Annotated in this window: 8 protein-coding genes; 2 read left to right on the plus strand and 6 right to left on the minus strand. The window is 56.2% G+C overall.

The window, feature by feature from the left end; translation table 11 throughout:
* Positions 1-27: 27 nt before the first annotated feature.
* Entirely contained in the window at positions 28-753 is a 726-nt protein-coding gene (locus E1J53_RS18045; protein ID WP_134273677.1) for a LytTR family DNA-binding domain-containing protein, read from the plus strand.
* A gap of 137 nt (positions 754-890) precedes the next feature.
* Here E1J53_RS18045 and E1J53_RS18050 read toward each other — a convergent pair whose 3' ends face one another.
* Entirely contained in the window at positions 891-6,908 is a 6,018-nt protein-coding gene (locus E1J53_RS18050; protein WP_134273675.1) for an alpha-2-macroglobulin, read from the minus strand.
* Between the two features lie 377 nt (positions 6,909-7,285).
* Here E1J53_RS18050 and E1J53_RS18055 point away from each other — a divergent pair, with 377 nt between their 5' ends.
* Entirely contained in the window at positions 7,286-7,495 is a 210-nt protein-coding gene (locus E1J53_RS18055) for a DUF2892 domain-containing protein (protein WP_134273673.1), read from the plus strand.
* 7 nt (positions 7,496-7,502) lie between these two features.
* On the opposite strand, the gene E1J53_RS18060 is transcribed toward E1J53_RS18055, so the two are convergent.
* The 5 genes from E1J53_RS18060 to E1J53_RS18080 form a co-directional block, all read right to left on the minus strand.
* Positions 7,503-8,699 (minus strand): NADP-dependent malic enzyme, encoded by a 1,197-nt coding sequence (locus E1J53_RS18060; RefSeq protein WP_134273671.1) that lies wholly within the window; start codon positions 8,697-8,699, stop codon positions 7,503-7,505.
* Positions 8,700-8,952: 253 nt separating this feature from the next.
* Positions 8,953-10,260 carry a hypothetical protein gene (locus E1J53_RS18065; RefSeq protein WP_134273669.1) on the minus strand — a complete coding sequence of 436 codons (1,308 nt, stop codon included), beginning with the start codon at positions 10,258-10,260 and terminating at the stop codon, positions 8,953-8,955.
* Between the two features lie 205 nt (positions 10,261-10,465).
* Positions 10,466-11,248 carry a hypothetical protein gene (locus tag E1J53_RS18070; protein ID WP_134273667.1) on the minus strand — a complete coding sequence of 261 codons (783 nt, stop codon included), beginning with the start codon at positions 11,246-11,248 and terminating at the stop codon, positions 10,466-10,468.
* 276 nt (positions 11,249-11,524) lie between these two features.
* Positions 11,525-12,409, minus strand: a complete 885-nt coding sequence (locus E1J53_RS18075; RefSeq protein WP_134273665.1) for an NAD kinase — start codon at positions 12,407-12,409, stop codon at positions 11,525-11,527.
* A 7-nt stretch (positions 12,410-12,416) separates the two neighbouring features.
* On the minus strand, positions 12,417-13,919 hold the full coding sequence (locus tag E1J53_RS18080; protein WP_173021550.1) for a POTRA domain-containing protein: 1,503 nt from the start codon (positions 13,917-13,919) through the stop codon (positions 12,417-12,419).
* Positions 13,920-13,924: the final 5 nt, after the last annotated feature.

The following is a 13,924-nucleotide window of genomic DNA, read 5'->3' on the forward strand; positions in this document are numbered from 1 at the left end:
AATTAACGAAGACAAAAAAGTAGAAAAATGATTCACGCAATAATCGTAGACGATGAGCCCCTGGCTCAGGATATTCTGGAGACTTACCTCGAAAAGATTCCCCAGATCGAGCTCGTCGCCAAATGCAATAACGCCTTTGAAGCCAACGAAGTCCTGAACAGCCAGGACGTTGACCTGATGTTTCTGGACATCAATATGCCCCAGCTGACGGGCACGGACTTTTTGCGTGGACTCAAAGATCCTCCCGTAACCATCTTCACCACCGCCTACCCCAATTACGCGCTGGATGGATTTGAACTGAATGCGCTGGATTATCTCGTCAAGCCCATCAGCACCGAACGTTTTCTACAGGCCTGTAACCGGGCCATCGAGCAGGCCGAACTCAAGCAAAAAGCCAAAGCCGGCCAGGTGGAAGACGGTGGCCCGGGCTTCTTCTTCGTCAAGGCCGACAAAAAGCTCGTCCGGGTAAATCTCTCGGATATTGTCTACATCGAAGGACTCAAGGACTACGTCATCATCCGCCTTCCCGACGACCGGGTGATTACGCTGCAAACCATGAAGTCGCTGGAGGAAAGGTTACCCTCCGCTGATTTTCAGCGCATTCACCGGTCCTACATCGTGAACCTTAACCGCATCGAAGCCCTGCACGGGAACATGGTGGAGGTCAAGGAAAAGGGTAAAATGACCAGCCTGCCCGTTGGCAAAAGCTACCGCGAAGTGCTGGCCGGCCGGATCGAAGGTTTCAAGCTGTAGGCTTTTTCATCAGATACGAACGCTGCCGAGACCTCGGAGCAACGGAGATTGCTCCGAGGACCGGCGGGGGTCCCACTCCTTAGCCTTAACCTCAACGACCGGCTTGCAGAGCAAACCTTATCCGGTAGCCTTCTCTCCTACTCCACCACAATCCGGGCGCCACTCGTGTTGGCTCCAAACTCGGGCGCATACATACACTGCACCCGGCCGAGCCCGTTACTGAAGCTTCCGGAATAGGTTGCGTACACCTCGTATTCGATGGTGTGGGTTCCCTTCGGCAGGTGATCGATGAAGAAATTGGTCGCCAGATCGCCGGGCGCGTAGTAGTAGCCCAGACCACCTTCGTAATTGTAGCCGGACAATTGTTCGGCCGGTTCGAAAGTAGCCGCCCGGCGGTCCTTGAGGTGGACGTAGTCCAGCTCCCGATCACTGCGGAGGATGAGGCGCACCGTGACCCGATCACCGGCCTTCAGCGGCTGGTCGGCCGAAAGGGGTTCCAGGCGCATGCCCTCCCCGGTGGGGACGCGGCGGAACAGCTCCCGTTCCAGCGTCAGCGGACCATCATTGCTGGCCGCCACTTTTTGCGCCAGATCGGTGTACTGCCAGTAGATGCCTCCCCAAACAACGTTGTTGTTGCGGTTCCGGACCTTCACGCGGGCGAGTTCCTGGCTGATCGCCGGGGCCGTTACCGCGACGCTGAAGGCTCCCGTGGCCGCTTCAGCACTGGTTTGTGCGGCGCGGACGCGGGTGCCCAGTTCATCCGTGGCGGCATCCGGCCAGCTGACCCTAATCGCCTCGGGTTGCACGGCCGTCCAGTCCGAACCGGCGTTCAGCAACGCGTACACGGCCGCCGCCGTGGATTTGGTGGTAGACCAGCGGTTCGTTCGTTTATTGGTCAGCAACCACAGCTTCATTTCGTCCAGCTCCTCCTCCGTACCGTCTACGGCCTGGAAGGCTTCGAGGATGCGGCAGTGCGTCTCGATGGGCAGGGTCTGCCAACGGAAGCCCCGGCCGTATTTCCAGTACATGCCGAACTCTTCTTTCGTCAGGGCCTGCTCGCGGAAACTTTCCAGGATGAGGGTGGACAGTTGTTTCCCGGCGTAGGAACTGGCGGCCCGTTCCCGTTCGGCGGCGATGGCGATGAGGGCCTGTTCGTAGAAACCGTACTTCGTCCAACTGGCGTAGGCCCGCTCCCGGAAGAAGGTCAGCGCATCCCGGACGTTCTTATCCTGGGGAGCCGCACTTTCACTCATGGAGCGTGCGTAGAGGTAGTGCACCACCGTGCTGGAAGGCACGTAGGTTTCCCGCAGTTCTTCCTTGCGGGTGGCATCGCGGAAGAGGCGCTGGTAGTCCTCCAGCATCTTGCCGTCCAGGTAACTGATCGCCTTGACGTTGATCTCCGCCACCCGGCTTTGCTGTTCCGAAGTAATGACGCCCAATTGGTCCAGGCGGGCCATGGTTTCCACCACGTACTGCGTCATGTAGCGGTTGGCGTATCCTCCGGGGAACCAGCCGAAGGAGCCTTCGGCGTCCTGTCGCTGGACGAGTTTGTCCAGCGCAGCGTTTTGCTCCTTGGCGAGTCGCTTGAGGTCGAACAATTCTCCGATCCGCTGGCGTTGCTGGGCCTCGTCGCGAGCTTCCCGCAGCCAGGGCGTTTCGGTGAGCAGGGCATTTTTCAGGCTGGCGTTGCGCTCCAGTTCGCTCTTCAGGGCCTCCGGGTCGTCCTGCCACTTCCGGAACACCTCCTCCAGTACGGGGCGGTTGCTTACGGTGGCGTAGGCCAGCTGGTTGGCAAAAAAGCGGTTAGCGATTTGTTCCGTACAGTCGTAGGGATACTCCATCAGATACGGCAGGGCCTTCAGGGCCAGCCAGGCCGGATTGGTCGTCGCCTGGAAGGTATAGCTCACGTGACGCAGACTCTCGCTGTTGGCGTTCGCCAGGGCGTCCAGCGTGATGGTTTCCTTCCCCTTGCGGCGCAGGTAAAACGCTTCGGTAACGGTGATGAGGGTACGGTCCGTCAACACCGGCATTACGTTCTCCTCCCCGTCGCTGAATTCGCCACCCCGGACGATGATGCGGTAGCCCAGAGGCCCGTCGGCGGCCATGCCTTCGGGAATGCTCAGGGGGAAGCACACCACGTCGCCGCTTTCCGCCGGCAGGCGGAGGCTGGTTACGCAAGGGTTTGCACCTGCGTCCACGCCAAAATCGATGGACTGATCGGTCGCCGGATTGAAAAACTCAATCTCCGCCTCCACGTCCATGGGGGCATCCGTCAGGTTTTCCACCCGGGCGGTCAACTCCAGCTGATCCCCCTCCCGCACGAAGCGCGGTGGGTTTGGCAGCACCATCAATTCCTTCCGGGTCACGACTTCCTTCGTGGACACCGCGTAGGCCAGGTCGGCATCGTGGGTAAAGAGACGAAACTTCCACTTCGTGAGGGCTTCCGGACTGTCAAACTTGATCGTCAATTTCCCGTCCTGGTCCACCGTCAGATCCGGCTGCCAGAAGGCCGTTTCCTGAAGATCCTTGCGAATTTGAACCGGAGAGTTGTCCTCCGGTGCCGGAGGCGGCGGCGGTGGTGGTGGAGCGCCGCCGGCATCCGCGTTATAGGCTACCGCCTCGGCTTCCTCCATGGCCATGGCGGGAGCGGGAGCGGCACTTTTGCGCAGCGCTTGTCCGGCGGCCATACCCCGCACCTCAACGGCGTCGTAATAATCAATGTTTCGGTAGCCTCCCCCCGCGGGAAACATCGGGATGTCCAGTCGCGGCAGGGCGGGCACCTTAACGTCAATCCGCTGGCCCACGGGGTCCTGTCCGTAACCGTAGCTGTTCCCCGTGCCAATGAAGCTGACGAAATTGCGGTACTGCTGGAAGGCGGGGAAGGGGCTGAAGAACCAGTTGTCGCGGCTGAAGATGACGTCGAGGCTGGCGTCGTACATGGTGGCCAGGGCCGCGGCGGGGACGGGGCTGCCGTCCGCATTGCTCACGGTCAGGGTCCACTGCTCCGGCGTTCCCGGCCGCAGTTGATCCCGGAAGGTAGCGTATTCTACCTTGAGTTCTTTATCCCGCCAGGGCAACGCAATCCGGTAGCTCCGTTGGTGCAGGGCATTCAGGCGCAGGAAGGCCAGGTCCAGCTGAATTCCCCCACGGTCTTCCGGGGTGGGAACGTAGGTGAAGGTGGCGCGCCGGTTATTGGCGTCGGTGACGCCACTCCTAACGCCCCGGCGGCTGGCCCAGGAGTAGGTAATTTCGGGTAGGGGCAGGGCGGAGATCAGCGTATACTCCAGGGAGGCGCCCACCGTCGCCGGGCCGGTGGGCTCCATCAGGTGGTACAGCTCTCCGGGGGGCAGTTCGTTTTGCCCGGGGTTGAACACGGCAAATTCCGTGCGTTCCCCTTCCGTTCCGTCCGGATAGGTGTAGGCAATTACGTAGTGGCCGGTGGGCCAGTTGACGGGGAGACGTACCTCCGCCTTGCCCGCCTCCACCCGGAGCGTACCCTCCAGCAGGGGCGCATCGGTGACGGGCCACTCCCCTACCGGCATTTCCGATTCGGCGGCCAGTTCGGGGAACAGTTTTTTGTAGTCCGTCGGAGAGATGACGGGGCGATCGGGGAAGGTCCAGGTGCGGTCGCGCAGGGCGGTTCCGGGTTTGGTGGCCGCATGGATGCGGTAGGTTACCGAAAGGGCCTCCTGGTCTTCCGGGCCGGAGGCCCGGAGGGTAAGGCTATCCCGAAAGGCCACCAATTCCTCGGCCACGCTCAGCATTACCAGGGGCTTATCGTTGCGCAGCGGGAGGCTGGCGGTGGTTGTTTGGGTTTCTCCCGTGGCGTCCACCACGTCGGCTTCGATTTCGTAGACGAAGCGGCGACGTCCTTCGTTCAGACCGGTGGCGGGGGTAAAGCCGAAGGTAAACGATCCGTCCGCTGCCGTCGTGGCCGCTCCACTATCCACTAATTCCCGTTCGTTGCCGCCGCCACCGCGGAAGAAGTAGAAGTAACGTTGTTCCTTGAGGAATACGCGGTAATTTACCGTAGCGTCGGCGAGGCCCGGTCCGGCGAAGAGTTTGGCTTCCCCCGTCACTTCGGTATCTTCTCCGGCTACGGCGGCCTCCGGCACCTCCAGGGTAACCTGGAAACGCGGGCGTTTATATTCTTCGACGCGGAAGCGCACTGAGCCACCCTCCGCCTGAACGGAGAACATGCCCGTCAGGCCACCGTCGGGCAGCTTGAAGGAAAGGTCGAACCGTCCGTACGCATCGCTGCGGGCGGTAGCCGTCCCGACTTCCTGACGGTTGGCGTCCAGGAGGCTGATTTTCATCTCCTCCCGTTTCAGGATCGTGGGCATATTATCCTTCCCCCGGCGGAGAGACAGTCCGTAGATGAAGACCGTCTGACCGGGACGGTAGATGTTACGGTCCGTAAACAGGGGGGTGTAGGGTCTTGCCCTACGGTTGCCGTTATCCCGGTAGATGCGGTAATAATTGGGATCGGTAACCATTTCATCCTGCTGTGCAGGGTCCCGCAAAATAATTTTCACGGAGTTGCGGTCACCGGTGGGTACGTCGATGCGCCCCCGTGCGTCGCTTACGCCCCGTTTGGTAGTCCGCCAGGCATCCGAGCGATTCCGCTGCACCTGATATTCCACCTCGACGCCGGCCCGGGGAGCACCGGTGAGCCGGTCTACGACCTCCAGGTAGTCCGCCTCGGAGTCATCGAATCTCAGCAGGGCGAGATTGGTGGACTGAAAGCCGTTTACGGAGATGATGTCCTTCTCCAGGTCGAAGTTTTTCCCACTGCTGGTCACCAGCAGGTACCGGCCCGTGGGCAATCCCGGCACGTAGGTTTCGGTCGTATGCCCGTTGTAATCGTCGTTTTCCGGCATCGTGAATTGGGAACGCTTTACGACCGGCTGCCGCAAGACCAGTTTTAACTCGTCCTGACTCAGGTTACCGTAGTAGCCGCCGTTTCGGTCCAGCTGCTCGGGTTCGCGGACGATGCGGTGATGTACTTCGCCAACGTTCCGATAGTCAATCTTGAACAGCAGCGGCTGATTGAGGGGATAAATATTCTCCCCTTCCACCCGCAGGTTTCTTGCAGTGATTGAATTTTTGAGGCCCTCCGCTTCGGCCCGTAAGGCCGGCGGCAGGTTATTCAGCCCCTTGAGCAGGTTCAGGGCAATAGCTTTGGGGTTAGGTCCCCTACCCTCGTAACCGGAAACCAGTAAACTGGCCTGCGACAAGCGGAAACATTCCCGCCCCCGTACGCCAGCGTAGTTCTCGAAGGCGGTTTGTAGGGACAGATAGTAGGCTTCATCCGCTGCTCCCAGCTGATGAATGTACCGCAGCCGGTCACGATCCGCGTACATTCGGGCCTCCGAATCTGCGGGATGGTAGGCCATAAGTTCCTGGTAAAGCTTCAGTTTGCGGTAGGTACTGTTGTCGGTATCCTCAAACAGCTCCGTTAATTCTAGGGAAATAAAATCTGCTCCGGGTACCAGGAAGCGCTCCGGGGCTTCCGGGCGGGGATCGTTGACCGACAGCCCCGGGCTGGCGAGCATCTCCATGGACTCCCACATCAGCGCGTCATAGATGGTGGGGCGCTCCGCCAGCCGCTCCTCGGAAAAGCTCGTGATGGCGGGGATTTCGGATAGTCGGGTGCGGACCGCCCGGGCGGACTGCAGACCGGCGTACAGTTCCGTCTCCGCGATGTCCATGAGTTGAAGCAGGCTCCATTCTTCGAGGGGTAAGGCGACGGGTGGCAGCGGAGAATCCTTCACTTCGGTCGCATTCCGGAGCCGGTAGGAGTTTTCCTGGCCGTACTGAAAGTACAGGCTCCCCATCATGAAATGTAGAAGGGAGCGAACTACGGGGCGATTTCCATTTTCGGCGAGTTCAGTCCGGAGTAATTTCAGGGTTTCATCTATTCCTTCTTCCCGTAGGCGTAGCGTGTAGGCCGCCCGGTACGCCAGGCTCTTGACCATATCGTCTTCATCCCCGTCGGCTTCGGCCCGTTGGTACAGGGCCTCAGCTTCTTCCAGAGCACTCTGATATTTTCCTTCATTTGCCAGCGCTTCAATGGAAGCGTATGCCGCCTGATAATCCTGGGCCATGATTGATGCGCTTAGGGCCAACAAAAGGGCCAATAGTAGATTCCGCATGGGTGGTTGCTTTCGTAAGACAAGATAGGGTCTGGGGGCGTATTCTCTGACAAAGACGGCGTCCCATACCCAACACCCGATTGATGAGCTACAGTATGGGGATACACATTCGAAATTGTTAAATAAACCCTAAGAGCGGGCCAATGTGCGGTCAGACATCAAATATTCCCGGCGGCACACCGTATTTCCCCAAACCCGAACGATTACCTAACCTTAATTTCCGAATAGGTTTCGCAGGTTACGAAACGCGATCCAGTAAATCATTCCGGAATAATCATTCCCGACGATGACTTCCATCAACCGTCGTTTAGCGGAGTAGCTCGAATTTGGTTCTGCTGCGAAAAGTGCAGCAATTATCTTACCCAAATTCTTGAGCCATGATTCGTAACGTAGGTCGCCTTGATCGATTCATCCGCCTGGCCATTGGTGTGCTCCTCCTGGCCATTCTCTACACGGAGGTCATTTCCATCAGCAGTGATGAAGGCATGCTACTGGGTGCGTTCGCCGCCGTGATGCTATTCACGGGGCTCACCAACTGGTGTCCGGTCTACCGGGTACTGGGGCTCTCGACCAATCAGGTCGCCTGAGGCCCCACTACCCTTCCTGAGCGGCGCGAATTTCTTCTTCCGCCACCCGACGCACCTCATCGGCTACCCGCCAGGCGACCTGTTCGTCCAGGGTGGGGGGAATCACCCGGTCAAAATCCGGGTTACGGATATGGTCGGCAATAGCCCGGGCCGCAGCCAACTTCATGTTGGGAGAGATGCGCGGTGCGCGGGCGTCCAGGGCCCCGCGGAAGATGCCGGGGAACCCAAGAACGTTGTTGATTTGATTGGGCAAATCACTGCGCCCGGTCCCCACGATGGCTGCTCCACCGGCTTTCGCCTCGTCGGGCATGATTTCCGGGACGGGATTGGCCATGGCGAAAATAATGCTGTCTTTTGCCATCGTACGGATATCGTCCGCCGTCAGCAGGTTGGCAACGCTTACACCAATGAACACATCCGCTCCGCGGATGGCATCGTGAAGGGAACCGGGACGGTCCTCCTCATTGGTAAAGGTCAGGGCTTCTAGTTTCGCCGCATTAAGGTTTTCCCGGCCGGAGTGCAGAATTCCCTTACTGTCACAGATGATGATGTCCTTCACCGGAGTCGCCAGGGGAGAGTCCGGGTTATCAACGGCCTTGAGGAGGCGTGCAATGGCAATTCCCGCGGCTCCCGCACCGTTGATCACCACTTTGAGATCTTCCATTTTCTTACCCACGAGTTTGCTCGCGTTCAGTAAACCCGCCAGGGTGACGATGGCCGTTCCGTGCTGATCATCGTGAAAGACCGGAATGCCCAAATCCTGTAAGCGGTGCTCAATTTCGAAGCTGCGAGGCGCCGAAATATCTTCCAGGTTGACGCCCCCGAAGACCGGAGCGATAAGCCGGACCGTTTCGACGATCTTATCCGTATCGTTCGTATCCAGGCAAATGGGAAAGGCATCAATATTGGCAAACCGCTTAAAGAGCATGGCTTTGCCCTCCATCACCGGAATCGACGCCAGCGCTCCGATATCACCGAGGCCCAGCACGGCAGATCCGTCGGTAACGATGGCCACCGTATTACTCTTGATGGTGTATTTGTAAACGTCCTCCGGATGCTGGTGGATCGCCCGGCAGGGCTCCGCTACTCCGGGACTATACACTAGGGACAGGTCATCCTTGCTCCGTACGTCCATTTTAGGGGACATCCGGATTTTACCCTTCAGGGTGCGGTGTAGGTTGAGGCTTTCTTTAAAGTAATCCATGCAATGATCGAAATTTGGTTGGGCAAATTCCCGGCGGCAAAAAACGCTTTTTCTGGAGCCGTTACTGAGGTGGTGGGTCCTGAAAAACCAGGCTTGTGCTGACCTTTTGTTGGAATACAGGATAGGTCCCGACAAGTTCAATCGGGCCGCAAATATGGGGCAGTTTTCCCTACTCTGCGGTAGAACGGGATAAAAAACAGACGTGGGCGCCCCCCATCGGAGAGCGCCCACGCCAAGATTTGCTAATACAAGTTTAGTACTTGATCGAAATGGTGTAGCTATCGTCGTTGCTGTTAGCCACGAAATTGATCTCGTCGATCCGAATCAGGTAAGTCCGGTCACCACGACGTACGGCATATACGTCGCCTTCTTGCATAGGTTCGGTTACAATTTCGGAAGCGCTGGTATCGCCGTCGGCATCCGGGAAGTTATCACTTCCCGTGGGGGCTGCGCCACCGTCGAACAGGCTCTCGATTTCGCTGGTCAAGACCACGTCATCGTAGGTGACTCCGTCACCAAGAGTAGAAAGGTCTACCGTGCGGATCACGGCATCGTTGGTGGCACTGATCTGCGTACGCCAGTTTTCACCGGCCATATTCAGGTCGATACCTTCGTCTTCGATTTCGGCTTCGGTACTATTGAACGCAACGGCCGTTCCCGTATCGAGGTCAAGTCCCCCATTACCACTGCCACTGGCGTTGAAGAAAATCCCGTTGGCGTCAAAGGTCAGGTCGGTAGCGGGCGTAATGAAGGTGATCACCAGATCGGCAAACCCAACATTTCCCTGGTCGTCGGCCACCTCAAAGGTGTAAGTCGTGGAACCTTCCATTGCCCCCGGAGAGTCAATGGTGATGTCGAAGGTTACTCCGGTGCTTTCCTCCGGCAGTAGCGTCAGGGGGTTCAGTGCCGTAAAGGCACCTCCGTTGAACGTCAGTCGGCTGGCGTCAACGATGGTGCCGCCTTCGAGGATGGTTAGGGTCTCCAGCGGATTGGCCGTATCGTCCAGCGTTACGCGGGCGGTGAAGGTGGGGTTAAGGGTAGACACCGTATCACCGGAGGTTACGAAGCCAGCTTCGTCTACCAGGGTTACCATCGGCAGCTGCTGGGTGTAGGTGATGGTGACGGAAGTGGTCGCCACTTCGTTATTAGTATCCGTTAAGCGGAAGGTGAATTCCACGGGGCCAGGCTGCGTATTAGAGGGCGTGATGGTGACTTCGTAGATGAAGCCATTCTGATCGCCGGAAGCGATGGCAATGGGATTATTGGAAGTTTGGCCACTGTTGAAGGTCAGCTGGCTGAAGGGGATGGTCAGTCCGTCTTCCTGGATAACCAGGTCACGTAGGGGGGCATCGCCGTCTTCACCGCTGATGCTTACCCGGAAGGATGGATTGCTGAGTGGAAGTTCCTGGTTGAAACTCACCAGGTCGGGGCCACTGTTCAGGGTAATGGTGGGGGGAAGGGTTACTCCGCCACCACCGGGCGTGTCCTCTTCACATCCGGAAGAGAAAATGACGAGGGCGAAAGCCATTACTACGAGGCTAATTCGGGTTAAAAGACGCATAAAGTTGGTTTTTTGAGAAAAGGTAGATTGATTGATACCGTATCGTGTAGACCACCGCAACGGCTATTCAATAATTACTGCCAAGATAACGGGGATTCCCCGTCGATGACGAATATTGGGACGTAACTCCGTCGATTCGGTAACAAATAAAAAGCCACGTCCTCGCTTAGGAGAACGTGGCAAAAGCGTTTTGAGTGTGTATGTTTTACTTTGCGGCCTTGGCAGCTTGACGATAGGCCTCCATCTTCTCCGGAGTGGCGTTACGGTAGCGCGGGCCACACTTGGCCAGAATTTCCGCCATCTTCGTGTTAGAAAGGGCCGCAACCTTCGCGGGGGTATTCACACCAGCAGCTTCGAAGTTCTTCGCCAACGCGGGACCAAAGCCATCAATGGCCTGTAGGGGGCTGGCGGGAGCTTTGGGCTTGGCCGGACGACCCGCCCGCTTCTTGGCGGGAGCTTTGGGCTTCGCAGCGCCAGTCTTGGCAGCAGTACTTTTGGCAGCAGTACTCTTAGGACGGCCCGGACCACGCTTAGCCGCGGTGCTCTTAGGACGACCGGGGCCACGCTTGGCTGCAGTTCCCTTCGGGCGGCCGGGACCTTTTTTAGCGGGAGCTTTTGCCGTTGCGGCATCCGCAGTTGCCGTTGCTTTGGGCGCTGCCGTTGCTTTGGGCGCTGCCGTTGCTTTGGGCGCTGCCGTTTTACGGGGACGTCCACGGCGGCCAGTAGTCTTTTTGGCCCCGGCCTTCGGGCCGGGCTTACGGCCGCGCCGCTTGGGAGCAGGCTTGGCTTCTTCCTTAAGGCTTTCAATTTCTGCCTTCAGACTATCAATTTTAGCGTGCAGGCTTTCAACCTCCGCACGAGAAGCAGCTAATTTTTTTCTCAGCTTTTTCTTTTGCTTTTTAACGTCAGCCGTATTAGCAACAAATGCCTCCTGGGCAGCATCGAATCGATTGATTAATGCCTTTAATTCTTTTTTCAGATTAGCCATATAAACGTTTTGAGTCGACTATACTATTTCCACAGATACCATTGCAAGTCAACGTCCTTCTACTGGAGAAACGGTGGAAAATTCTAGCCTTTAAATCAATTGAAAAAAATGCAGTTTGTAAGGAATAACAAGGTGAAGGACTCTGAGGGATATAGTATGTATTTCTATCGCAAATATAGTTGTTACGGTTAACAACCGTCTTTTGGTATATTTAATAAGAACATTTTTAGCGAATAATAATGCGACGGGACCCTCCCAACAATACATTCACGCTAATTAATGATTACGCCGGTCTTCTCCCCAGTTCAATTTACTCCTGAGGGTATCCATAAAATTGACGTCGGGTAAATTCACCAAATGAATATCGAAATCATTCTTCCGTACGGCCAACTGATGGACCGAGGTAATGGTCTCAAATCTGGAATCTAAAGTGCAGAGGAAATTCTCGGCCCGGCCTTCAATTTCAAAACTGACAACGGAGTCGTCGCTGATGACGATCGGGCGCACATTGAGGTTATGGGGAGCCACGGGCGTAACCACGAAGTTTCCGCTATTCGGAAAAATTATGGGGCCGCCACAACTCAGACTATATCCCGTAGACCCGGTGGGCGTCGCGACAATAATGCCGTCCGCCCAGTAGCTGTTCAGGTAAGCACCATTGATGTAGGTATGAATGGTGATCATGGAGGAGGTATCCCGCTTGAGCAGCGTACAATCGTTCAATGCGTAGGGGGTCTCGCCAAAAATTGGCAAATTACTTTCCAAATACAACATCCCCCGCTTTTCCGTAACGAAGCGTCCCTTCGCCAACAGTTGAATGGCGTGCTGCAATTTGGTTTTTTCCACCCTGGCCAAAAAACCCAAGCGGCCCAGGTTAATGCCCAATATGGGAACCCCCGAGTCCCGCACCAGCGTCATGGCCTTCAATATGGTTCCATCGCCCCCAAGGGTAATCACCATATCAAATTTCTTAATCTTGAAATCAATGTGGCTTTCAAAAGACCCTACGTCGCGGGCAAACGTCACGCGTCCGCGAATCTGTTCCAGGTACGGACCATAAACATAAATTGAAAATTGCTCGGCGGCCATTAAGTCGAAAAGCGTCTGGACGTAGGGAATGTCCTTGTCTTTGAGAACCTGACTGTAAATGACTACCTGCATAAGCGAATCAGAAGTTTAGATTCAAAGCTAAGAAAACTCCGTCTTCTCCCAGGTGATTACGGTTATACTGGATACTCCCCACCATATCGTAGTAGAGGACGATATCCAGTCCGAGACTGGCGCCGGTCAACAAGCGGTTATTCAGTTGGTTGGTCTCATCAATGAAGGGGGCATTAGCCCAACCCTGGTTAAACTGAAAGGCCACCAGCAAACGGAACGGAATATATCTAAAGGCCGGAATAAAGGCCAGCTTTCCCAAATCCAGTCGGGTTTTAATCAGCTCCCGCCGGATACCCGCCCGCCAGATGGCCATATCCAGGCCATCTACCACGTAAAACTGATACCCCACGATTCCGTTGTTACCAAACCCAATGGCGCGGTTCTCCAAAAAAGGTTGCTGGCTGCGAATAAAACTGTATTTCCCCGCCAAACCAACGTTGATGGAATACTTGTCGCTTAGCCCCCAGAATTTTCGGTAGGTAAACCCTGCGGTCAGTCCCGACCGTTCGTTGGTAATACCTAATCCCTCCTTAAAAAGTGTTCCTTCGATATAATATCCGTCCCAGGGATAGTTCCGGACGTCCCGCCGGTCATTCAGGTAAGTATACCCAATCCGAAAAAACCGCTGACTCGATCTGCCCTGACCGAAAAATTCCGGATTGAGCACCTGAGCAATCGTATCCGCGATTCTTTCGTTGCGGTATCCAAGCGAGAGCTCGTGAGATACATATATTTTTTTTCGGTAGATACCACGTAAGTCAATGGTGGTATTGCGGTAAACAAAATTATCCTCGTCTAAATAGAAGAGCTGATCATTGAATTGGGTCGCGTAATTTTGTTCCCGTCGTTGACGAAAATTAAAATCGATGTTCACCCCGATGCTTCCCGCCCGGTTCAGGTAGGGTAAGCGATATCCCGCTTCGTATTCCCGGGTATAGCCGGTGGTGTACCCCAATTTGAGCCGGTCCCGACGGCCGGAAAAATTATAGTACGTGAGCTTGGCCCCGATATTTACCCGGTCTAGTGAGCGGTTCTGCTCCGTCCACCATACGTTGAAATTCCGGTCGGCGAGGGAAAATACCGGTACTGGATACAAATACCAGGTTTCACGAGTTTTCAGGGTGAAAATCTCCTGTCCGCGGACCAGTAGGGAATCAGAATTACTGATATCAACGCTAACGAACAGCCCCGTATTCATCAGGGCATTGTAGGTTCTGGCTACGGTGGTTTCCAGGTCCTTTCGGGCAATTACGTCTCCGCGGCCGAAGGTCATCTCCCGGAAGATCACCGACGAGCGCGTCCGTTTGTGGCCGAGAAGAATAACGTCCGCCACCAGGATGCTGTCGGGAGAAATTTCCGGGGATGGCTGGGTCAGCAGGTTCTGGATTGCGCGCATGTAGGCCTCCTCGCTTTCCTGGATACTTCCCCGGGGGGCAGGTTCTTCTGCCGGGGCAACCAACAGAGAGTCATTGACGACTGCTGGATCCTGACCCACCAAAGGTTGCAGCAAGCTTA

The sequence above is a fragment of the Lewinella sp. W8 genome, from assembly GCF_004375085.3.
GTDB lineage: Bacteria > Bacteroidota > Bacteroidia > Chitinophagales > Saprospiraceae > Neolewinella.